The organism is Blastomonas ursincola (assembly GCF_013607875.1).
Taxonomy (GTDB): Bacteria; Pseudomonadota; Alphaproteobacteria; order Sphingomonadales; family Sphingomonadaceae; genus Blastomonas; species Blastomonas ursincola.
Map to the genome: position 1 here is coordinate 853,309 of NZ_VDES01000002.1, position 20,609 is coordinate 873,917.

Consider the following 20,609-nt stretch of genomic DNA (forward strand, 5'->3'; position numbering starts at 1 on the left):
CGCGATATTAGCAATCGCGGCGCATCCTTTGCTCATGCGCAAAGCCATCGCCATCGCCGCCCGTCCTTCGCAGACCGATACCGCCTGGCTCGCTGTCCTGCGTTTCGTGCTCGTTTCGGGCTGTGCGAGCGCGCTTATCCTGGCCCGTTATCCGCTGCCTTTCTGACTCGCGAGCTTGCGCTCGATCCCCTGCCACAGCCTGGCATAGGCCTGCGCCGCCGGGCTCTTCGCATCGAATGCGCCCACCGGCAGCCGCTCCTCGGCCATCCGCTCGACCGCGCTCGCCATCGGAATGACCGGCCAGTCGGGATAGGCTTCGAGCGCCTGCTTGTGAAGCGCGCGGCGGCGGTCGACCATCACGAACACCGGCAGCATCGGCGCGTGGCGTCCCGATTTCCCGTCGAGATAATTCTGCACCTCGGCAAAGGCGCGCTGCGACAGCGGCGAGGGGATGATCGGCACGATCACCAGATCGGCCGCGCGCAGTACCTGATCGGAGGTCTCGCTCAGTCCCGGGGGGCAATCGAGCACGATCCGGTCATAATGCTTGCCTAGCCCCTCGATCAGCTTCTTGAGGCGCTTGGCCTTGCCGATCTCGAACAGCATGCGGTCGAGCCCGCGCAGCGAATGGTCGGCGGCGAGCAGGTCGAGCCCCGGAATGCGCGAAGGGCGCACCAGCTTTTCGGGCGAGACATCGCGCGCGAAGATCGATCGCGCCTCGTCCTTCACCGCGTGATCGTCGCCGATCAGATGGCTCGCCGCGCCCTGCGGGTCGAGGTCCCACAAGAGGGTGCGGCGCGAGGAGAGGACCGCAGAGCACCAGGCGAGATTGACCGCGCTGGTCGTCTTGCCCACGCCGCCCTTCAGATTGTAGACGGCCACGCTGTGCATCCGGTCCCCCATATCAGCCTCCCTGCTGCTATGCCCCGCTAGTGGCTGGCGCGGCGGCAACAGGCGCGTTCGGGCTAGCGGTGGATTGTGTCGCCGGTGTTGCAGTCCGGTTCAGGCCGGTCTTTTCCAGCCAGGCGCGGAAATCGGTGACGGTGCGCTTCGGGTCCTCCTCCATGGGAATATGACCCAGATCGTCATAGGTGACGAGCGTGTCGTTGGGCAGCTGGCGCGCAAACCAGGTGGCATTGGCAAGCGGGATCAGCGTGTCCTTCTTCCCCCATACGATCAGCGACGGCATGGTCAGGCCGGCAAACTCGACCGCATCGGCCGGCTTGCGCGGAAAATCGCCCCGCGCGACGGTCGCCTCGCGATTGCCGGGATGGCGCAGCAGCTTCCAGTAGAGATCGACCATTTCGGGCGTCACCTTGCTGGGATCGCCGACGCTCTGCTGAAGGCTCTGCTCGATGATGCTGCGCGGGGTGAAGATCTTCATGATCGGACGCACCGCTGCACTTTGCGCCAGGCGAAAGCCGATCGGGATCTTTGTCGGCTTGGCTTCGGGAGCCCCTGAACTGTCGACAAGCACCAGTCCCGCAACCCGCTGCGGATATTTGAGCGCGATATTCCAGGCGACCCATCCGCCCATCGAGTTGCCCGCCACGATATAGCGGTTGATGCCGAGCGCGTTCATCACTTCGGCCCCGGTGTCGCGGAACGCCTCGGTGCTGTAATCGCCCTTGATCTGCGCACCGGTTAGGCCATGGCCGGGCTGATCGTAGCGCACGACGCGATAGTCCTTCTTCAGGTCATCGACCCAGCCCTGCCAGGTGTGCAGCGACGCATTCGAGCCATGGATCAGCAGAATCGCGGGCGCATCGCGCGGACCTTCATCGCGCACATGTACGCTCTGACCATTGGGCAGCTCGATGAAGCGCGAGGGCGGCCTGCCATATTGGGCTTGCAACTCGCTCGGCTCGATATCGGGTGCATAGCCCCAGATGCCGAGCCCGACGATCGCCAAGACCAGCAGAATGAACAGCCATTTCAGGAATTTGAGCATCCCGCCTTCGTCTCCACCTTGCCTTGCCCGGTCCGTTTGTTTTGTCCGGCATGCCATTACTGCATCACCTGACCGCGCCCGCAAGCAAAATCCCTTGATCGCGTGCGTCGGTCTCGCCCCGGCTTGTTGCAGATTTATCACGCGACCCGAAATTGCACCGTATGCGCAATTGCATGTTGCAGATGATAACGCCTCGCATTAAGCGCCGGTTCAGGTACGGCTGCGACCGGAAATGCTGTTTGTGGAGATGTTTGAGATGGTGATGCCCGGAAGCTGGCGCTGGTCTGCCGGAGCGAGCTTTGCAGCCCTGATGATGTCAGGCCTTGCGCCCACTGCCCAGGCTGAGGCCGTCAAGGCAGATGTGGCTCCCGCTGCTGCTGCTGCTGCAGGTGTAGCAGGCGATGCGGAGGCCGAGGCACCGGGTGGGTCGCGTACCGACATCGTCGTGGTGGGCGATGCCATCAAGGCGGACGAGATTGCCGGATCATCCGCGATCGTCACCGATGTCGACCTCAAGCGCTCGCGCGTATTCAACGTCAACGACGCTCTTCGCCAGGTCGCCGGGCTGTTTCCGCGCGACGAGGAAGGCGCGGGCGCGCGTCCCAATATCGGCATTCGCGGGCTCAACCCGATTCGTTCGACCAAAGTGCTGCTGCTGGAGGACGGTGTCCCCCTGGGCTTTGCGCCTTATGGCGACAATGCCGCCTATTATCACCCGCCGATCGAACGTTTCACCGCGGTCGAGGTGCTCAAGGGCGCCGCGCAGATCCGCTTTGGCCCGCAGACGATCGGCGGCGCGGTCAACTATATCACGCCGGTGGCGCCCGACGATCTGACGGCGCGCTTTACCGGCAGCCTTGGCAACCGCGACACGCTGAACCTCGACGCGATGGTCGGCGGCCCGGCGCTGGGCGGCAAGCTGCTGCTCCATGTCAACCACAAGCGCACCGATGGCAATCGCGACAACCAGGCGCTGCGCTTCACTGACATCTTCCTGAAGGGCGAGTGGGAACTCGGGCCCGATCATGGCATCACGCTCAAGGTCTCGCGTTTCGAGGAAGACAGCCAGGTCAGCTATTCGGGCCTGACGCGCGCCGAATTCGCCGCCGATCCGCGCGGCAACGTCTTCGTTAACGACGATTTCCAGACCGAACGCTGGAACGCCACGCTGGCGCATCGCTGGTCGATCTCGGAAGCCGCGACGCTGCGCACCACAGCCTATTACCATTATTTCACGCGCGACTGGTGGCGCCAGTCGTCGAATAGCGGCCAGCGTCCGAACGATTCGAGCGACCCGACCTGTGGAGGCCTAGCCAATCTGCTGACGACCTGCGGCAACGAGGGCCGTCTGCGCGATTATGATACCTATGGCATCGAGAGCCGCCTGGAACTCGATCATGACGCGCTCGGCTTCGGCGGATCGACCGAGATCGGCATCCGCTATCATGAAGAGCGCCAGCGTCGCCGCCAGTGGAACGGCGATACGCCCAATGCCCGCACACCGGGCACCAGCGTCAACGCGGGTGTTCGCGAGAATAACGAGCGCGATGCGACGGCCTTTTCAGCATTCATCCAGTCACGGCTGGAGTTCGGCAAGTTTGCGATCATCCCCGGCCTTCGCGGCGAGTTCATCGATTTCGAGCGGCGCAACCTGCCTATCTCGGTGCTGGTGGGCGGTCGACCGACGGGGGCGGTGACCGCTCCCACCGCCGCTTCGCAAAGCCTCGACAAGCTGCTCCCCGGCCTTGGCGCGACCTGGGAAATCGCACCCGATGTCACGCTCTATGGCGGCGTCCATCGCGGCTTCGCTCCGCCGCGGGTCGAGGACATCATCACCGCGGCGGGCGGCACGGTCGATCTCGATCCGGAGCTCAGCTGGAACTGGGAAGCCGGTATCCGCGGCAATATCGTCAAGGGCGTGCGCGGCGATGCGACGTTCTTCGTCATGGAGTTCGACAATCAGATCGTCGCGCAATCGGTGGCAGGTGGGGTCGGTGCGACGCTGACCTCTGCCGGGCGCACGTTGCACCGGGGCGGTGAGCTGTCGCTCTCGCTTTCCTCGCGCGAGGCGGGTTGGACGGGAGCCGACACCGATGTGTTCGCGCGCATGGCCGCGACCTGGGTCGCCAATGCGCGCTACAAGAGCACGCGTATCGCCACCGCGCCCTGTTTCGACGGCGCGACCACCGGCACGCCGGTGCTGACCGGCAGCGGCCCGGTGCCTTGCGGTGTCGCGCGCAATATCGAGGGCAACCGTCTGCCCTATGCGCCCGAATGGCTGTTCAACGCAGCAGTCGGCATCGAGCATCGCGGCTTTACCGGCCAGGTCGAGCTGGTCAGCCAGTCATCGATGTTCGCCGATGACGTGAACCTCGTGCCCGTCACGCCCGATGGCCAGCGTGGTCGTATCAACGGCTGGACTCAGGTGAATGCCGCCGTGTCCTACGGTCCGCCCCAGGGCAATTGGGAGGTTTTCCTCTCCGCACGCAATCTGTTCGACCGGCTGTACATCATCGACCGGGCACGCGGCGTGCTGCCCGGCCAGCCATTCATGATCCAGGCAGGGTTTACCGTCCGCATGTGATCCAGGCCGCTCCCGCCGTCATTGGCGGGAGCGGTGGCGGCCCGGCTCAATGCGCCAGCAGCAGCGGGATGTTCGAATCCTTGAGGAAATAGCGCGTCACGCCGCCGAGCAGCACCTCGCGCAAGCGGCTGTGGCCGAACGCGCCCATCACCAGCAGGTCCGCACCGATCTCGCCGGCGACATTCTCGATGATCTCCTCGATCGACATGAGGCCGCGCTCGCGCTCGATCAACTCGCTGCACACGCCGTGGCGCGAAAGATACTCGCACGCCTCGGTCGAGGGGAATCCGCCCGCCTTTTTCGGCTCGACCACCGTCACCAGATGCACCGAGCCTGCGTTCTTGAGCAGCGGCAGCGCCTGGCGCACCGCATTGGCCGCTTCGTGGCTGCCGTCCCAGGCGATGAGGATCTTGCCGCCGGTATAAAGCGACTTGAGCGTGGTCGGCACGGCCAGCACCGGGCAGCGAGTCTCGACCGCAACATCGGCAATCGACAGCAGCGGGTGCGGACGCACGTTGCGCTCGGCATTGTCGAGCGACAGCACGATGACATCGGCGAGCCGTGAGGCGCTGATCACTGCCTGGGTGACGTCGCCGTCATAGGCGGTCCAGTCCCAGGGCAGACCCTCGATGCTCATCTGTGCCTCGACCAGCGCGCGCAGCTTGTCCTCGTCGGCGCGAAGCTGTTCGAGCATGGCAGCGGGCACATAGCTGCCGCCCATCGGGTCCATCACGATGAAACCCGAAAGCGGCGTTGCCTGCAGGAAGGTGATATGCCCGTTCTGCGCACGGGCGAGATCGAGTGCCACCTGCAGACGGGATTCGAATGCCTTGCCGCCATCGGCATAAACCAGAATGGATTTCATCACGCTCTCTCCTCTTTTGACGTAACCAAATTGCGCAGGAAGCGGACCCAAGTGCATTGATTCAAATCAAGCGGTGCTGGAAAAAGCCGGGTCGGGGCGCTAGGCGGAGACGGGACGCTCGAATCATCCGAGGTGGCCGTCCGGCTGCCGATCCAAGACCCTTTTGACTGGGAGACATCCGTCATGCAGAAAATCTATCCCGACGCCGCATCCGCTCTGGAAGGTCTGCTGTTCGACGGGATGCATATCTGCGCGGGCGGCTTCGGCCTGTGCGGCATTCCCGAACGCCTGATCGACGCGATCCGCGACGCGGGCACCAAGGACCTCACCATTGCCTCGAACAATGCCGGGATCGACGGTGAAGGGCTGGGCAAGCTGCTGCGCACGCGCCAGGTGAAGAAGATGATCTCCAGCTATGTCGGCGAGAACAAGGAGTTCGAACGGCAGTATCTGGCAGGCGAGCTCGAGGTGGAATTCTGCCCCCAGGGCACGCTCGCCGAACGCTGCCGCGCGGGCGGTGCGGGCATTCCCGGCTTCTACACCAAGACCGGCGTCGGCACCCAGGTCGCCGAGGGCAAGGAGCACAAGGATTTCGACGGCCAGACCTATATCCTGGAGCGCGGCATCTATGCCGATCTGTGCATCATCAAGGGCTGGAAGGCGGACAAGTCGGGCAACCTGATCTTCCGCAAGACAGCGCGCAACTTCAACCAGCCGATGGCGACCGCGGGCAAGATCTGCGTCGCCGAGGTCGAGGAAATCGTCGAGACCGGCAGCCTCGATCCCGATGCCATCCATCTGCCCGGCATTTATGTGAAGCGCCTGATCTGCGGCGCGCCGTACGACAAGAAGATCGAATTCCGCACCGTCCGCGAGCGGACTGCGGCGTGATGCGGCAATCGACCATCGGCGCTGGCAGGGCCGGTGCAGCGCTAGCCGCGCTGGCGCTGTCCGCCTGCACCACGACGGTCGTCGAAGCGCCCGCTGCGCCGCCGCCGCCAGCACCGGCTCCGGCATCCGCTGAGACCGCCATGGTCCCGACCGTCCCGATGGGCCAGCAATGGCTCTATGGCTCGGCCGAAGGCGCGATTGCGGTCCGCCAGACTTATGGCGGGCTCACCGCCTATGCGCTCGCCAAGGCCAAAGCGCGGCCCGCCGACAGCGTCATCATCGACGAGGCGACCGGCAAGCCCTTCGCGTGCGGCAACAAGCCGCTCGCCGCAGTGTTCGATGCCGACGAGACGCTGATCTGGAATATCGGCCCGATGCGCTGGTTCGCGCTGACCGGCAAGGAATTCGACGCCAAGACCTGGGACCAGTGGGAAAAGACGGGCACGGGCAAGGCCGTCGCCATGCCCGGCGCGGTCGAGGCGATGCAGGCGCTGCGTGCGGCGGGTATCACGCCGATCGCCAACACCAACCGTTCTTCCGCGAATGCAGCTGGCAGCGAACAGACGCTCGCCGCCGCCGGGCTCGGCACCTTCAAGCATGGCGACACGCTGTTCCTGATGGGCGACGATGCCACGGGATCGAGCAAGGACCAACGCCGCGCGACCATCGCCGCGCGCTGGTGCGTGATCGCGATGGCGGGCGATCAGCTCGGCGATTTCCGCAATGGCTTCAACAAGCCCGAACTGCCGCCGCTGCAACGCCGCGCGCTCGCCATGGCCGCGCCCTATGACAAGCTGTGGGGCCAGGGCTGGTTCCTGTTCGCCAACCCGGTCTACGGCCCTTCGATCCGGGGCGGCTATGACGACATCTTCCCGCCGGAAACGCACTGGCAACCCAATCAAGGAGCTGAATAATGGCCTGGACCCGTGACGAGATGGCGGCGCGCGCCGCGAAGGAATTGCAGGACGGCTTTTATGTGAACCTGGGCATCGGCATTCCGACGCTGGTGGCGAACCATGTGCCCGAAGGCATCGAGGTGACGCTTCAGTCGGAAAACGGCATGCTCGGCATCGGCCCGTTCCCGTTGGAGGGCGAAGAGGATGCAGACCTGATCAACGCGGGCAAGCAGACGATCAGCGAGCTCGCCTCGTCGAGCTATTTCAGCTCGTCGGACAGCTTCGCGATGATCCGCGGCGGGCATATCGATCTCACCGTGCTCGGCGCGATGGAAGTCGCCGAAAATGGCGACATCGCCAACTGGATGATCCCCGGCAAGATGATCAAGGGCATGGGCGGGGCGATGGACCTGGTCGCGGGCGTCAAGAAGATCATCGTCGTGATGGAGCACACCAGCAAGAACGGCGACCCCAAGTTCATCCCGGCCTGCACGCTGCCGCTGACCGGCAAGAATGTGGTCGACATGATCATCACCGATCTCGCGGTGTTCCAGCGGCCCGACCATGACAGCCCGTTCAAGCTGATCGAGCTCGCCCCCGGCGTCACGGCAGAAGAGGTCGCCGCCAAGACCACCGCGCACTACGTCAGCTGAGCGGGGCAGGATGAAGCGCTCGACCAAGCTGGGACTGGGCGCTGCTGTCGCGCTGCTCGGTGGTTTCGGCACTTATGCCGCAACGACATCGCCGCCGCTGCTGCTGAGCCAGCTCGATGCGATGATGGGGGGCGGCAAGGGCGCGGCGCTGGTGACGCAGGGCGTTCGCTTCGGCAGCCACGGTCAGACGCTCGATGTCTGGCGCGCCGAGACCGCTGCCCATAACGACAGGCGCCCGGTGCTGATCTTCTGGCACGGCGGCGGCTGGGTGAAGGGGGCGCGTCAGGATTACGCCTTTGCCGGACGCGCCTTTGCGCGCCAGGGCTTTGTCGTCGTGATCCCCGATTACCGCAAGGTGCCGGATGTGCGCTTTCCCGCCTTTGTCGAGGATGGCGCGGAGGCGGTCGCTTGGGTGCGCGACAATATCGCGCGCTATGGCGGCGACCCCAAGCGCATCGCGTTTTCGGGTCATTCGGCGGGCGCGCATACGGCCGTGCTGCTGGCGCTCGACCCGCGCTGGCTCAAGGCCGCCGATGTCGATCCCGGCATCGTCAAGGCGGTGGTGGGATTGAGCGGTCCGTACGATTTCTACCCCTTCACGACCAAGCGCTCGATCGACGCGATGTCGCATTATCCCGACCCCAAGCTCACCCAGCCGATCGAACAGGCGCGCGCCGATGCACCGCCGACGCTGTTGGTGACCAGCACCAGGGACGAGACCGTCCGCCCGCGCAACGCGATCAACCTGAGCAGGCGGCTCAAGGCACTCGGCGCCCCGGCGGAGCTGATCAACTATCGCGGGCTCGACCATGAAGAGGTGGTGATGGCGCTGTCGGTGCCGTTCCGCAGCAAGGGTCCGGTGCTGGCCGACAGCGTCGCGTTCCTCAACCGCCATCTGGGCAAGGAGCAGGATTGATGGGCTACACCCTTTTCACCGCCAACCGCAATTATTCGAGCTGGTCGCTGCGCCCCTGGCTGCTGATGAAGGCGCTCGCGCTGCCCTTCGAGGACCGGCTGGTGCCGTTTGCGGGCCCCGACAATTCGGAGGAATTTCGCAGCTTCGCCCCCAATGGCAAGGTGCCCTGTCTGCACGACGGCGAGGTGATCGTCTGGGATTCGCTGGCGATCGTCGAATATCTGGCCGAGCGGCATCCGGGCGTCTGGCCCGCCGATCGGAACGCCCGCGCCTGGGCGCGCTGCGCGGCGGCGGAGATGCATTCGGGCTTTTCCCCCTTGCGCAACATCTGCCCGATGAGCGTCGGCGTGCGCGCGGAACTCATCGCGGTGCCGCCAGCATTGCAGAATGACATCGACCGGATTGGCGCGCTGTTCGCTGAAGGGCTGGACCGGTTCGGCGGCCCCTGGCTGGCGGGTGATAACTTTTCTGCGGTAGATGCGTTCTTCGCGCCGGTCGCCTATCGCGTGCGCAGCTTCGACCTCAAGATCGGGGCGAAGGGCCAGGCCTGGGTCGAGCATGTCCTCGCCCATCCCGCGATGCTCGACTGGGAGGCGCAGGCGCTCGCCGAAACCTGGCGCGATCCCGCGCACGAAGAAGAGATCGCCGGCGTCGCGACGATAACCGCGGATTTCCGTGCAGCCTGACCGCCAGCCTGACCCGGAGCGGCGACAGGCCGAATCTTCCCTGACTTGTGCTTAAGCATTTTACAGGGCAGAACGTGTAAAGTGGCTGACATGCAGGCAATAAGGCATTGCAGCCGGGGCGCAATTTACACATCGGAGATCGCATGAAGCACTGGCTGCGCAGTCCGTTGGTCTGGACCGCAGGCGGCGTGGCCGCGGGGGCCTTGCTGATCGGCATGAGCGTATCGCGCGGGGGCGGCGTTGTCGTCACCGGCACGCCCGCGATCGCAGCGCAAGCCAGCGCGCCGCTGATCGACGATGCCAACCTGCCGCTGACGCCCGATCGCTGGCAGGGCAAGGTCGATTATGCCGCGTTGGATGCGCGGATCACCCGGATGATGCGCGATCCCGAAATGGTGGGCCTCGCCGTCGCCGCGGTCGAGAACGGGCGGCTCACTTTCGTCAACGGATATGGTTTTGCCGATCGCGAGGCCGGCCTGCCGGTGACGCCGCAGACCGTGTTCCGCTGGGCCTCGGTCTCCAAGGGCGTGGCGGGAACGCTCGCCTATCAGCTCGCGCAGCAGGGCAAGCTCAGCCTTTCGGCTCCCTTGTCCTCGTACCACACCACGCTGAAGCTGGCGGGCGGCGCGGAGAACCGGCTGGCCATTCCCGATCTGCTCGCGCACCGGCTGGGCCTTGCGCGCAATGCCTATGACGGCAAGCTGGAATCGGGCGATCCTGCGCCGATGCTGCGCAACATGCTGTCCACCGTGCCGCAGCAGTGCATGCCGGGCGACTGCCACAGCTATCAGAACGTCGCCTATGACGCGTTCAGCGAGATCGTCGCCAATGCCACGAAGACGCCCTATGACCAGCTTGCAGAGCAGATGCTGTTTGCGCCGCTGGGGATGAAGAGCGCAGGCCTCGGCATGGCGAACCTGACCGGCGCCAGGAACTGGGCGCGGCCCTATCGCCATCGCCAGGTGCAGACCTTGTCGGACGCCTATTTCCGCGTGCCTGCCGCTGCGGGCGTCAGCTCGAACATCGTCGATCTGGCGCGCTGGATGGAAGCGCAGATGGGCCAGGCGCCGCAGGTCATCACGCCGGGCGTGCTCGCGGAGATCCACCGCCCGCGCGTCGCCACCTACAAGGGCGGACGCGGCGGGCCCGAAGCGCTGATCATCAGCCATGGTTACGGCCAGGGTTGGCGCAGCCATATCTATGACGGACACTGGCTGGTCGGCCATGGCGGTGCGGTCAACGGCTATCGCGCGGTGATGTGGTTCGATCCCGAACGGCGCACCGGCATCGTGATGCTGTGGAACAGCGGATCGACCCGGCCCTTCCGGCTGCCCTACGAGTTTTTCGACCAGGTCTATGGCCGCCCGTACAGCGACTGGACCGAGCTCGACAACGACCCGCGGCTGAACGCGCCGCTGCCGGAAGCCGCGCCCGAGACGATGACGTCCGCGGACTGACTCATAAGCCTGCAAGAACATAAGAACCGGAGAGAAACGCCATGAGCATCGTGCTGCACCATCTGGAATATTCGCGCTCGACCCGCGTGATCTGGCTGCTCGAGGAAATGGGCACGCCCTATGAGATGGTGCGCCACCAGCGCGATCCGCAGACCTTCCGCGCGCCCCCGGGCCTTGCCGAGGTGCATCCGCTGTCCAAGGCGCCCACGGTGATCGTCGACGGCCATGTCATGGTCGAATCGGGCGCGATCATCGAATATCTGATCGAGCGCTTCGGTAGCGAGACCCTTGCCCCGGCGAATGCCAAGGACCGCCCGGCCTATCTCGAATGGCTGCATTTTGCTGAAGGCACGATGGCGAGCCCGATCATCTTTTCCGCGCTGGCACCGCGCTTCGGCGGCCTCGGCCCGATGCTCGGCGGCTTCATGGGCGCGGAAGTCACCAAGCTGCTCGACCATGTCGAACGCGCGGTGACCGGCCATGACTATCTTGTCGGCGACCGGCTGAGCGGTGCCGACATCAACATGGCCTATCTGCTCGAGGTCGCGACCGCCAGCAAGCAGATCGGTGATCGGCCCCACCTCATCGCCTATCTCGAGCGGCTGCGCGCGCGTCCGGCCTATCAGAAATCGATCGAGATCGGCGGACCGATGATCTTCGCCGCGATTTCGGCCTGATCAGACGAGCGCGAGGCCGGGCAACCACTCGGCCCAGAGCTTCAGCTTCTCGTGCAGGATCTGTTCGGCCTGATCGGGCTGGACGGGAACCAGCAGCATCGTCGCATTGGGGGCGAGCTGGCCGATCAGATGGCGGTCGGCGCGGATGACCTGGCCGATGCGTGGATAACCGCCGGTGGTCTGCCCCTCGCAGCCGATGAGATAGGGCAGGCCGTCGGGCGGGCACTGGATGATGCCGGGAAAGACCGCGCCGCTGCGGATCGGCGCGGCGCTGTTGAGGTCGATCGCATTGCCCTGCAGTTTCAGCCCCATGCGGCTCGACCGCGATGAGACGCGCCAGCGCTTGCGGGCGAGCGCGGCCATGCCCAGCGCCAGCCGGTCGCTCTCGGGCCCTGCGACTACACGCAGCACGAAGCCATGGCCGAAAAACGGCTGCAGCTCGGGCGGGGTGACGAGCGCGGGCGCATCGTCGCCCTGCTTGCCGAGCGCCAGCACATCGCCATCGGCGAACGCGCGTCCTTCCAGCCCGCCAAAGCCCGCGCCGATCAGCGTCGAGCGCGTGCCGAGCAGTTTGGGCACCTCGATCTCTGCCGATAGCGCGAGATAGACCCGGCACCCGGCCCAGACTCGGCCGATGCTGAGCACATCGCCGGCCTTGAGGTGCAGCGTCTGGTGCGGTTCGGCTTCCTCGCCATTGATCTGCACCTGGCACGGCGCGCCGGTCACAGCGACAGCGAGTGCGCGATCAGCGCGGAACTCTGCCGGACCCAGCGTGATCTCGATCGCGGCAGCATCGAGCGGGCGCCCGACCAGCCGGTTGGCGAGCGCCAGGCTCAATCCATCCGCCGCGCCGCCCGAAGGCACCGCCAGCTTGCGCAACCCGCGATAGGGCGCGGCCTGGAGGCTCGATTGCAGGCCAGCCTTGATGACAGTCAGCGTCATGCCGCGCCTCCCGTCCGCCGGGCGAGTTCGGCTGCATCGATCCGCGCGAACGTCACCGCCTGTCCCGCCTGCAGCAAAGCGGGAGAGGAGGCGTGCGGATCGAACAGCGTCTCGGCAATCCGCCCGATGATCGGCCAGCCGCCGGGGCTCGCATGCGGATAGAGCCCGCAGATCTGGCCGAGCAGCCCGACCGACCCGGCTTCCACGCGCGCGCGCGGATCGGCGAGCCGCGGGATGTCGGGGATGCGCGCATCGCAATTGAGATAGGCAAAGCCGGGCTGGAAGCCGAGCATCGCCACGCGCCAGTCTTGCGCCGCATGCCAGCCGGGCAGCGCGTCGGTGCTTAGCCCGAGCAGCTCGGCGACGATGTCGGCATCATGCGCCCATGGCGCTTCGTAGCAGATATGCAGCGTCGCAGGCGCGATGGTCGTGGCGGGCGCCGCATCGGCATCGCTCCCGGCCAGCGCCTCGGCCGCTGCGTGCGCGGCCTCCAGGCTGCGCTGGGCGGGGTCCCAGCTTAGCGACAGGCTGTCGAGCCCCGGCACGATATCGTCCCAGCCACCGCCTTCGGCCGCCGCTGCGAGGGCTGCCACGCGCTCTGCCGGCAAGCCCTGGATCATCAACCAGTCATCGGCGCAATAGATCGACTGGCTCATCGGGCAGCTCTCCAGGGGCTTTTATGGTTATCCCCAAGACTGCCATCTCCCCCGCAATCCGCAAAGCGGTTTGTTCAGCGCCGGGGCTGTCCGAATGAATGCACAGGCTTTGCGCCATAACATGGATCAGGCTGCCGTCGTTCGCGGCGATCGGCTCGCCTTTAGCGATAGCGATGGCCTGCGCGGCGCGTTCCGCATCGCTGGCGATCAGCGCGCCCGGCTGGCTGCGCGGGACCAGGCGGCGCACGGGCGTGTAGCCGCGATCGACAAAGCCCTCGGCGATGAAACGCGCGCCCACCGCGCGCGCCGCTTCCTCGCTCGCCGAATGCGCGAGCCCCACCTGTGCGAGATGCGGGAAGGCGGCGTGCAGCGCCTCGGCCACCGCCAGCGCCATGTCGGGCCGGTCGGCCAGATCGTTATAGAGCACGCCGTGCGGTTTGATATGCGTGAGCGTCACGCGCTCGCGCGCGGCCACGGCCTCGAGCGCCCGGACCTGTTCGAGCAGCGAATCGATCAGATCGGGCAGCAGCATGTCGAGCGACACCCGCCCGAACCCCGAGCGGTCGGGATAGCTTGGATGCGCGCCCGCCGCGACACCTGCCGCCCTGGCCGCGCGCAGCATCACCGCCATGCTCGCCTCGTCACCTGCATGGCCGCCGCACGCGATGTTGCAGCTGGAAATATGGCGCATCAGCGCGATGTCGCGGGCCTGTTCCTCCGGCTGTTCGCCCAGATCCGCGTTGAGGTCGATCGAGCGGTTCATGGCCAGAGGCCCGCCGAGCGCAGGATCAATCGCGCGCCCAGCCCCGCGCAGACCAGCACCACCGCGCAGCCGAGAAGATTGGCGATCGGGCCATTGGCGAAGGCGCCAAGGCTTTGGCGCCGCGCCGCGACCCAGAGCAGAAAGGCGGCGAGTATCGGAAGCAGCAGCCCGTTGGCCGATTGCGCGATCAGGATCAGTTCGACCGGATTCACCGCGAAGAACGCAAAGGCGGTGCCGATCACGACCACGGCGAGCGCGGTGCGCTTGAAGATGCGCGTGCGCCGCACCGGATCGTTCGCGCCCCCCGTCATCTCGGCCAGCACATAGCCGGTCGCGAGCGGCGCGGTGAGCGCCGAACTGAAGCCTGCACCCACCAGCCCCAGCGCGAACACGATCCGCGCCGGCATGCCGAACAGGCTCTCGAGCCGCAGCGCAATGTCGTCGAGCGGTCCTGCGCCGCTTGCCGTCAGCTTGGCTGTCGCCGCGCCCATGGTCACGATCGCCATCGACAGCAGCCCGCCCAGCGTCACCGAAAGCCCCGTGTCGAGGTTCGATGCCGCCAGCCCCTCGGCATCCGGCGCGAACTTGCCGCGCACCGAGGCGGCGTGGAGGAACAGGTTATAAGGCACCACCGTGGTGCCGATCAGCGCGATCGCGGTGAACAGGCTGTCTGCGGGCAGGCGCGGCAGGAAGCCGCTCAGCACCGCGCCCCAATCGACTCGGATCACCGCAAGGCCGCCGATGAACGCGAGCGACATCGCCAGCACCAGCGCAATCAGCAGCTTTTCCAGCCAGGCCGGCTTGCCGACCACCACGAGCGCCGCCGCCAGCAGGCCGGTCGCCAGCGCCAGCAGGGCAGGGGAGAGCGTGCCTGCGCCCAGCAGCTTCAGGCCCGCCGCCGTTCCACTGATATTGCCCGCCTGATAGGCCGAATTGCCGATGGCGAGCGAGGCGAAGATCAGCGCCGCGATGGTCCAGCGCAGCGCAGGATTTGCCGCCGCCTCCAGGATCGCCTCTGCCAACCCCTGGCCGGTGACGATGGCGACGCGCGCGGCCATGTTTTGCAGGATGATCGTGGCGAGGGTCGCGAAGACGAGCGCCCAGAGCAGCGCATAGCCAAAGCCTATGCCTGCACTGGCACAGGCGGTGACGGTGCCGGGGCCGATGAAAGCCGCGGTCACCAGCATCGCGGGACCGGGGCGGTACCGGGTGACGCTCACAGGCGCCAGGGCCTCTCGCGATACCATTTGGTGATGACGTATTTGGTGCCTTCGCGCACCTTCATGCCATGATGGATGGTGGCCGGATTGCAGCTGCCATCGGGACGGCGGTTGTTCCATGCGAGCAGCTTGCCGATCTCGGGCTGGATCGACTTGCCGATGGTCTTGAACCGGGTCGCGCCGCCCGCTTCGGGTTCGTTCAGATAGATCATGAAGGTCCAGGTCCGCTGGCCGCCGACCGTGGTATAGCGGGTGAAATCCTGGCCCTGCGGCTCGAAATAGTCGGTATGTGCCTTGAATTCCTGACCCACGGCATAGCGCTGGCCCTGCATCGTCTCACCGAACTGCAGGTCGATGCCCGACAGCGCGCTCAGCCGCTCGTCGAGCGCGACAACCTCGGGATCGTCGGCGCGCATGTCGCAGGTTTCCGAGGTGCGGAAATAATTGTCGCCATTGGGATCGGCGATGGTCGACGGCCTGCGATCGGCATCAATCTTCTCGACGAAGCGCGCGCATTCCTCGGGCGTCAGGAAGTTGCGCAGGATGTACAATTCCATGCGCGGCGTCGGCACCTTCTGGATGCCGGGAACCTTGCCCAGCGCCGCGGTGTTGCACTGGTTGCTTGCTGTCTCGCTATCGCTCATCGTCCCCATGCCTCTTACGGCCTTGCCCCGCCTTGCGAATAGCGGCCTATCGGGGGACGATTCAAGCGGCAAACGGCTGGCGCGGCGTCGCGTTGGCGGCTAAATGGCGGGCCATGCCGCGACGCACCCGCCCATCCCGCCGAGACTCGGGCTTCAGCCTGCTGGAAATGCTGGTCGCGCTGGCGGTCTTCTCGATCGCCGCGCTCGCGCTGATCAAGCTTCAGGGCGCGAGCCTGATGCAGACCGCCGAGCTCGACAGCCGCCTCTACAGCGAGATCACCGTGCGCAATCTGGCGGTCGAGGCGCTGACCGATCCCAACCCGCCCGCGCTCGGCGATACGCAGGGCACGATCAGCAATGCGGGGCGCGATTTCGCCTGGCGACGGACGGCGACGGCGCTGGAAGGGGGCGAACTGCTCAAGGTTGATCTGGCGGTGCGCCAGGGGACGGGCCCCGAGGTGACGCTCACCGTGCTGAGGCCGGTGTTATGAGTAGGCGAGATCACGCCTCCCTCCGTTTGTCCCCCGACTTCGCTCGGGAACGCGGAGAAGGTTGTGACCAAGGCTTGAAGCGGGATTCCCGCGTTCGCGGGAATGACGGGCAAGGGGTGCACCCATCAACCGGCTTCACCCTGGTCGAGATGATGGTCGCCCTGTTCATCTTCGGGATGATCGCCACCGCTTCGGTCGTGCTGCTGCGTCAGAGCGTCGAGGCCGAGGCGCGCAGTGCGGTCCGGCTCGAGGAGATGGGCGACCTGCGTCGCTTCTCCGCGATTCTTGCGCAGGACATGACACTAATGCTGCCGCGGCCGTCGCGCGATGCGCTGGGCAGCGACCGGGTGGCGCTGATGAACGGCGATGGGGTGCTGCTCGGCTTTGCGCGCCAGATTGCGCAGATCGATCCACAGCCCGGAAGCTCGAGCCTGCAACGCGTCGAATGGGCGCTGAGCGATGGGCAACTGACCCGCGCGATCGCGCCCAAGGCCGATGGCGCGAAGACCGGCGCGCCGGTCGCGATCCTGGAAGGGATCGAGCAGGCGCGACTGCGTTTTCGCGACAAGCAGGGCGTATGGCAGACCGAATGGCGCCCGCAGCGCACCGACGAACTGCCGATCGCGATCGAGCTCACCCTAGTGCAGCAGGGCAATGGCGCACGGCCGCTGACCTTCGAATTCCTGGTCGCAGGCGGCGGCGGATGAGCGGGCACCGCTTTCCCAAGCCGTCCGAACGCGGCATCGCGCTGCTCAGCGTGCTGCTGCTGGTCGCGGTGATGGCGATCGTCACCACGCTGATTCTCGACCGGGTGAACCTTGCCGTCCGCCTCGCCGCCAATGCCGATGCGGCGGACCGGGCGCGCTTTGCCGCGCTGGGCGCGGAGCAGTTCGCCGCGCGCGAGATCAAGCGCCAGCTCGATCTAAGCCCCGCGCGCACGGTCAATGTCGGCGGCTGGATCGGCCAGCCCAATGTGATGCCGATCGACGATGGATCGGGCGCGGTGGTGACCGCGACGGTGCGTGACGGCGGCAACTGCTTCAACCTGAATTCGGTGGTTGCAGGCCAGCCGGGCGACCTTGCCGCGCGCCCGGTCGGTATCGGCCAGTTTGCAGGTCTCATGCAGGCGCTGGGCGTCGGATCGGACGAGGCGCGGGGGCTGGCCGATGCGCTGGCCGATTGGATCGATACCGATCAGGTCGCGCTGCCCGCCGGGGCGGAGGATCAGTTCTACCAGCAGCTCGATGCGCCCTATCGCACTGCGGGGCGGCTGCTCGGCGACAAGGGCGAGATCCAGGCGCTGCGCGGGATGACGCCGCAGCTCTATGCGCGGCTGGAGCCGTGGATCTGCGCGCTGCCCGATGCGATCCTCTCGCCGATCAACGTCAACACGCTGCTGCCCGAACAGGCACCGCTGGTCATGATGCTCGCGCCCGGCAAGATCCCGCTCGACCGCGCCCGCACCATGATCGCGGATCGGCCGCCGCTCGGTTACGCCCGCATCGCCGATTTCTGGCGGCCGCTGGCGCTGCAATCGCAGACCTTCGGCCCCGAGATCGAATCGCAGCCGCAGATCGTCACCCGCTGGTTCGAGCTCGATCTGGTGATCCAGCAGGGCGAGAGTCGCTGGCGGCAGACCAGCCTGCTCGATGCGCAGCTGACCCCTGCGCGCATCATCAGCCGCCGCATCGGCGAGCCGTGAATTGGTCGGGCTAATTTAATTTCGCCAACAAGCATTTTTGCCGTATTTTCCCTTGCATTGCAGGGGCAGTTTGTAACATAGCGACCGCCTTGATTTCGTCGCTTGACGATCCCGCCCGCGCGCCCCTAAGGGACGCCTCCGCGTGGCGTAAGCAGTGTGTGGCGACCGTAGCTCAGTTGGTTAGAGCGCCGGTTTGTGGTACCGGAGGTCGTGGGTTCGAACCCCATCGGTCGCCCCATCTGCTATTGAAATCCTTGCCTTTTTTCAAAAGGCCTGCCGCGCGACCAGCCTTGGGGAGATGGGCGCGTGCAAAGCTATTGGGATCTGCCGGACTTCGACGAGCATGAGGCGGTGCAATATGTGCACGACCGCGCCTCTGGGCTTTCGGCGATCATCGCGATTCACTCCACGGCTCTGGGCCCGGCGGGCGGCGGAACGCGCTTCTGGCATTATGCAGACAAGGGTCGCGCGATCACCGATGCGCTGCGCCTGTCGCGTGGCATGAGCTACAAGAACGCCATGGCCGGCCTGCCGATGGGCGGCGGCAAGGCGGTGATCCTCGCTGATGCCGACAACCGCAAGACCCCCGAGATGCTTGCCGCGTTCGGCGACGCGATTGATGCGCTGGGCGGCCGCTATGTCACCGCGGAGGATATCGGCATGTCGGATGCGGACATGGTCGCGATCTCCAAGCGCACCAAGTTCGTCTCGGGCCTCCCGGTGCAGGATGCGGGTTCGGCTGGCGGCGATCCGGGGCCGTTCACCGCCAAGGGTATCTTCCTGGGCGTCAAGGCCGCGGTCGCGTTCAAGCTTGGCACGGACCGGCTGAAGGACGTGCGCATCGCGGTGCAGGGTACCGGCAGCGTCGGCGGTGGCCTCGCCCGGCTGCTCGCGGCCGAGGGCGCGAAGCTGACCCTCGCTGACGTCAACGCCGATCGCGCGCAGAAGCTTGCCGACGAGCTGGGCGCCGAGACGGTGAGCGCCGATCGCATCATGCAGGTTGAGGCCGATGTGTTCAGCCCCAATGCACTGGGCGCGATCCTCGATTCGGAAAGCATCGAGAAGCTCAATGTCGCGATCGTCGCGGGCGGTGCGAACAACCAGCTCGCGCGGCCGCACCATGGCGACATGCTGATCGATCGCGGCATCCTCTATGCGCCCGATTATGTGATCAACGCCGGCGGCATCATCTCGGTCGCGCTCGAATATTTCGCGCAGGCCGAAGGTCGCGCGGCGCAGGTCGAGGAAGTGCACGCACGCCTCACCGGCATTCCGCAGCGCCTGACCGGCATCTGGCAGGAAAGCCGCACCACCGGCGAGTCGCCCGCGACCGTCGCAGACCGCATGGCGCAAAAGCTCATCGGGCGGGGTTGAGCCGCTCTCTCCCCTCCCGTTTGCGGGAGGGGTGGCTGAGTTGACGTATCACCGGTGGCGTAGCTTAAGCCCTCCCCCTTGATGGGGGAGGGTTGGGTGGGGGTGATCTTTCGAGTTCAGGCCCCCGGTCAATCGCCGCGCCCAGCGGCGCCATCACCCCCACCGCTACGACTAGGTGGCCCTTCGACAAGCTCAGGACCACCAAGTCTCCGCAGCCTCCCCCATCAAGGGGGAGGAAGTGATTGTCCTGCAAAGGCACTGCGATCGTCCTCCCCCATCCGCACGCAAATTCCCTTGAGGCTGCAGCGGCATCGTGGCAACAAGGGCATGACGCCGATATGCCTCGGCGCTAGGAAGCTGACGCACCTTCGCTCATGCACGGTTTTGCCAATCCCACGCGGTTCCTGTCCATCGCCCGTCCGCTAACCCCGGCGTTCATGGTTTCCGGGCTGATCATGGTCGCCATCGCGCTGTTCCTCGGCGTGTTCAACGCGCCTGCCGACCGGCTGATGGGCGAGACGGTGCGCATCCTTTACATTCACGTGCCCGCCGCCTGGCTGGGAATGGCAGGCTGGACCAGCATCGCGATTGCCAGCCTGGTCGAGCTGGTCTGGCGGCATCCGCTCGCCGGGATCGCGGCGCGCGCTTCTGCCGTGCCCGGCGCATTTTTCTGCGCCTTGTGCCTTGCGACCGGATCGATCTGGGCACGGCCGACCTGGGGCACCTGGTGGGTGTGGGACGGACGGCTGACCTCGATGCTGGTGCTGTTCTTCCTGTACCTGGGCTATATCGCGCTCGCCGACGCCAGCCAGAAGGATGCGGCTGCGGGCCGTGGCGGCACGTCGCGCGTCGCCGCGATCTTCGGGCTGGTCGGCGCGGTCAACGTGCCGATCATCAACCGCTCGGTGGTGTGGTGGAACAGCCTGCACCAGCCCGCGAGCATCTCGATCGGCAAGTCGGCGATCGATCCTGCCTTTCTCTGGCCGCTCGGTATGGCCGTGATCGGCTTTTCGTTGATCTTCGGCGCGATCGTGCTGATGCGCATGCGCACCCTGCTGGCCGATATCCGCATCGAGGCGCGCATGCGCAGGCTCGCGGCCGTATGACCCAGTGGACCTATGTCATCATGGCCTATGGGCTGGGCATTGCCGGCACTGCCGGGCTGATCGGCTATTGCTGGTTCGCGCTCAAACGCGCAGAAGCGCGGCTGGATGCGCTCAAGCGCAAGTGAACCGGATAAC

Annotated in this window: 22 protein-coding genes and 1 tRNA gene; 15 read left to right on the top strand and 8 right to left on the bottom strand. The window is 66.0% G+C overall.

Annotated elements, in window-relative coordinates; genetic code table 11:
* Positions 1-147: 147 nt before the first annotated feature.
* Together FG486_RS10155 and FG486_RS10160 are read right to left on the bottom strand one after the other, a co-directional pair.
* A complete protein-coding gene (locus FG486_RS10155) occupies positions 148-891 on the bottom strand; it encodes a ParA family protein (RefSeq protein WP_171007870.1) in 744 nt (247 codons plus the stop codon).
* A 28-nt stretch (positions 892-919) separates the two neighbouring features.
* Entirely contained in the window at positions 920-1,951 is a 1,032-nt protein-coding gene (locus FG486_RS10160) for an alpha/beta fold hydrolase (RefSeq protein ID WP_181267418.1), read from the bottom strand.
* A gap of 256 nt (positions 1,952-2,207) precedes the next feature.
* Between FG486_RS10160 and FG486_RS10165 the strand changes: the two genes are divergently transcribed.
* Positions 2,208-4,535, top strand: coding sequence for a TonB-dependent receptor family protein (locus FG486_RS10165; RefSeq protein WP_181267419.1), 2,328 nt, complete (start codon positions 2,208-2,210; stop codon positions 4,533-4,535).
* 46 nt (positions 4,536-4,581) lie between these two features.
* Here the strand turns inward: FG486_RS10165 and FG486_RS10170 are convergent, their stop codons facing one another.
* Positions 4,582-5,400: a universal stress protein gene (locus FG486_RS10170; protein WP_181267420.1), complete on the bottom strand. Its 819-nt coding sequence runs from the start codon at positions 5,398-5,400 to the stop codon at positions 4,582-4,584.
* A 183-nt stretch (positions 5,401-5,583) separates the two neighbouring features.
* Between FG486_RS10170 and FG486_RS10175 the strand changes: the two genes are divergently transcribed.
* The 7 genes from FG486_RS10175 to FG486_RS10205 all read left to right on the top strand — a co-directional run bounded on the left by FG486_RS10175 (position 5,584) and on the right by FG486_RS10205 (position 11,576).
* Positions 5,584-6,291 carry a CoA transferase subunit A gene (locus tag FG486_RS10175; protein WP_066281559.1) on the top strand — a complete coding sequence of 236 codons (708 nt, stop codon included), beginning with the start codon at positions 5,584-5,586 and terminating at the stop codon, positions 6,289-6,291.
* On the top strand, positions 6,291-7,205 hold the full coding sequence (locus FG486_RS10180) for an HAD family acid phosphatase (protein ID WP_181267421.1): 915 nt from the start codon (positions 6,291-6,293) through the stop codon (positions 7,203-7,205). Before FG486_RS10175 ends, FG486_RS10180 begins: the two co-directional genes overlap by 1 nt.
* Positions 7,205-7,840 (top strand): 3-oxoacid CoA-transferase subunit B, encoded by a 636-nt coding sequence (locus FG486_RS10185; RefSeq protein ID WP_181267422.1) that lies wholly within the window; start codon positions 7,205-7,207, stop codon positions 7,838-7,840. The genes FG486_RS10180 and FG486_RS10185 overlap by 1 nt, the downstream gene beginning before the upstream one ends.
* A gap of 10 nt (positions 7,841-7,850) precedes the next feature.
* Positions 7,851-8,756, top strand: a complete 906-nt coding sequence (locus FG486_RS10190) for an alpha/beta hydrolase (protein WP_181267423.1) — start codon at positions 7,851-7,853, stop codon at positions 8,754-8,756.
* A complete protein-coding gene (locus FG486_RS10195; protein WP_181267424.1) occupies positions 8,756-9,442 on the top strand; it encodes a glutathione S-transferase family protein in 687 nt (228 codons plus the stop codon). The genes FG486_RS10190 and FG486_RS10195 overlap by 1 nt, the downstream gene beginning before the upstream one ends.
* A gap of 143 nt (positions 9,443-9,585) precedes the next feature.
* Entirely contained in the window at positions 9,586-10,899 is a 1,314-nt protein-coding gene (locus tag FG486_RS10200; protein ID WP_066281577.1) for a serine hydrolase domain-containing protein, read from the top strand.
* A gap of 41 nt (positions 10,900-10,940) precedes the next feature.
* A complete protein-coding gene (locus FG486_RS10205; protein ID WP_181267425.1) occupies positions 10,941-11,576 on the top strand; it encodes a glutathione S-transferase family protein in 636 nt (211 codons plus the stop codon).
* On the opposite strand, the gene FG486_RS10210 is transcribed toward FG486_RS10205, so the two are convergent.
* From FG486_RS10210 to FG486_RS10230, 5 genes are read right to left on the bottom strand one after another with little or no spacing between them, the layout of a single operon-like run.
* Positions 11,577-12,518 (bottom strand): 5-oxoprolinase subunit C family protein, encoded by a 942-nt coding sequence (locus FG486_RS10210; protein ID WP_181267426.1) that lies wholly within the window; start codon positions 12,516-12,518, stop codon positions 11,577-11,579. It lies immediately after the preceding gene.
* Positions 12,515-13,174, bottom strand: a complete 660-nt coding sequence (locus FG486_RS10215; RefSeq protein WP_181267427.1) for a 5-oxoprolinase subunit B family protein — start codon at positions 13,172-13,174, stop codon at positions 12,515-12,517. The genes FG486_RS10210 and FG486_RS10215 overlap by 4 nt, the downstream gene beginning before the upstream one ends.
* On the bottom strand, positions 13,146-13,937 hold the full coding sequence (pxpA, locus tag FG486_RS10220; protein ID WP_181267428.1) for a 5-oxoprolinase subunit PxpA: 792 nt from the start codon (positions 13,935-13,937) through the stop codon (positions 13,146-13,148). The genes FG486_RS10215 and pxpA overlap by 29 nt, the downstream gene beginning before the upstream one ends.
* The gene (locus tag FG486_RS10225) at positions 13,934-15,157 is read right to left on the bottom strand and encodes an Nramp family divalent metal transporter (RefSeq protein WP_206678383.1); all 1,224 of its coding nucleotides are present in this window, start codon (positions 15,155-15,157) and stop codon (positions 13,934-13,936) included. Before FG486_RS10225 ends, pxpA begins: the two co-directional genes overlap by 4 nt.
* The gene (locus FG486_RS10230; RefSeq protein ID WP_066285011.1) at positions 15,154-15,801 is read right to left on the bottom strand and encodes a prolyl hydroxylase family protein; all 648 of its coding nucleotides are present in this window, start codon (positions 15,799-15,801) and stop codon (positions 15,154-15,156) included. The genes FG486_RS10225 and FG486_RS10230 overlap by 4 nt, the downstream gene beginning before the upstream one ends.
* 113 nt (positions 15,802-15,914) lie before the next feature.
* On the opposite strand from FG486_RS10230, the gene gspI reads away from it, so the two are divergent.
* From gspI to FG486_RS18300, 7 genes are all read left to right on the top strand, one after another.
* Complete coding sequence (gene gspI, locus FG486_RS10235) at positions 15,915-16,292, top strand: type II secretion system minor pseudopilin GspI (RefSeq protein ID WP_181267430.1); 378 nt, start codon at positions 15,915-15,917, stop codon at positions 16,290-16,292.
* Positions 16,293-16,408: 116 nt separating this feature from the next.
* Complete coding sequence (gene gspJ / locus FG486_RS10240) at positions 16,409-16,999, top strand: type II secretion system minor pseudopilin GspJ (protein WP_181267431.1); 591 nt, start codon at positions 16,409-16,411, stop codon at positions 16,997-16,999.
* A complete protein-coding gene (gene gspK / locus FG486_RS10245) occupies positions 16,996-17,994 on the top strand; it encodes a type II secretion system minor pseudopilin GspK (RefSeq protein ID WP_181267432.1) in 999 nt (332 codons plus the stop codon). Before gspJ ends, gspK begins: the two co-directional genes overlap by 4 nt.
* Before the next feature lie 161 nt (positions 17,995-18,155).
* A tRNA-His gene (locus tag FG486_RS10250) sits at positions 18,156-18,232 on the top strand.
* A 68-nt stretch (positions 18,233-18,300) separates the two neighbouring features.
* Complete coding sequence (locus tag FG486_RS10255) at positions 18,301-19,368, top strand: Glu/Leu/Phe/Val dehydrogenase dimerization domain-containing protein (RefSeq protein WP_181267433.1); 1,068 nt, start codon at positions 18,301-18,303, stop codon at positions 19,366-19,368.
* Positions 19,369-19,742: 374 nt separating this feature from the next.
* A complete protein-coding gene (gene ccmC / locus FG486_RS10260) occupies positions 19,743-20,474 on the top strand; it encodes a heme ABC transporter permease CcmC (protein WP_181267434.1) in 732 nt (243 codons plus the stop codon).
* Positions 20,471-20,599 (top strand): hypothetical protein, encoded by a 129-nt coding sequence (locus FG486_RS18300; RefSeq protein ID WP_269454100.1) that lies wholly within the window; start codon positions 20,471-20,473, stop codon positions 20,597-20,599. Before ccmC ends, FG486_RS18300 begins: the two co-directional genes overlap by 4 nt.
* Positions 20,600-20,609: the final 10 nt, after the last annotated feature.

What these genes read in the sequence shown, in the direction of transcription:
- pxpA (WP_181267428.1), bottom strand. Translation starts at nt 13,937, where the DNA reads ATGAACCGCTCGATCGACCTCAACGCGGATCTGGGCGAACAGCCGGAG.
- FG486_RS10230 (WP_066285011.1), bottom strand. Translation starts at nt 15,801, where the DNA reads ATGAGCGATAGCGAGACAGCAAGCAACCAGTGCAACACCGCGGCGCTG.
- FG486_RS10205 (WP_181267425.1), top strand. Translation starts at nt 10,941, where the DNA reads ATGAGCATCGTGCTGCACCATCTGGAATATTCGCGCTCGACCCGCGTG.
- FG486_RS10160 (WP_181267418.1), bottom strand. Translation starts at nt 1,951, where the DNA reads ATGCTCAAATTCCTGAAATGGCTGTTCATTCTGCTGGTCTTGGCGATC.
- gspI (WP_181267430.1), top strand. Translation starts at nt 15,915, where the DNA reads ATGCCGCGACGCACCCGCCCATCCCGCCGAGACTCGGGCTTCAGCCTG.
- FG486_RS10195 (WP_181267424.1), top strand. Translation starts at nt 8,756, where the DNA reads ATGGGCTACACCCTTTTCACCGCCAACCGCAATTATTCGAGCTGGTCG.
- FG486_RS10170 (WP_181267420.1), bottom strand. Translation starts at nt 5,400, where the DNA reads ATGAAATCCATTCTGGTTTATGCCGATGGCGGCAAGGCATTCGAATCC.
- FG486_RS18300 (WP_269454100.1), top strand. Translation starts at nt 20,471, where the DNA reads ATGACCCAGTGGACCTATGTCATCATGGCCTATGGGCTGGGCATTGCC.
- ccmC (WP_181267434.1), top strand. Translation starts at nt 19,743, where the DNA reads ATGCACGGTTTTGCCAATCCCACGCGGTTCCTGTCCATCGCCCGTCCG.
- FG486_RS10175 (WP_066281559.1), top strand. Translation starts at nt 5,584, where the DNA reads ATGCAGAAAATCTATCCCGACGCCGCATCCGCTCTGGAAGGTCTGCTG.
- FG486_RS10210 (WP_181267426.1), bottom strand. Translation starts at nt 12,518, where the DNA reads ATGACGCTGACTGTCATCAAGGCTGGCCTGCAATCGAGCCTCCAGGCC.
- FG486_RS10200 (WP_066281577.1), top strand. Translation starts at nt 9,586, where the DNA reads ATGAAGCACTGGCTGCGCAGTCCGTTGGTCTGGACCGCAGGCGGCGTG.
- gspK (WP_181267432.1), top strand. Translation starts at nt 16,996, where the DNA reads ATGAGCGGGCACCGCTTTCCCAAGCCGTCCGAACGCGGCATCGCGCTG.
- FG486_RS10185 (WP_181267422.1), top strand. Translation starts at nt 7,205, where the DNA reads ATGGCCTGGACCCGTGACGAGATGGCGGCGCGCGCCGCGAAGGAATTG.
- FG486_RS10155 (WP_171007870.1), bottom strand. Translation starts at nt 891, where the DNA reads ATGCACAGCGTGGCCGTCTACAATCTGAAGGGCGGCGTGGGCAAGACG.
- FG486_RS10165 (WP_181267419.1), top strand. Translation starts at nt 2,208, where the DNA reads ATGGTGATGCCCGGAAGCTGGCGCTGGTCTGCCGGAGCGAGCTTTGCA.
- FG486_RS10190 (WP_181267423.1), top strand. Translation starts at nt 7,851, where the DNA reads ATGAAGCGCTCGACCAAGCTGGGACTGGGCGCTGCTGTCGCGCTGCTC.
- FG486_RS10180 (WP_181267421.1), top strand. Translation starts at nt 6,291, where the DNA reads ATGCGGCAATCGACCATCGGCGCTGGCAGGGCCGGTGCAGCGCTAGCC.
- FG486_RS10215 (WP_181267427.1), bottom strand. Translation starts at nt 13,174, where the DNA reads ATGAGCCAGTCGATCTATTGCGCCGATGACTGGTTGATGATCCAGGGC.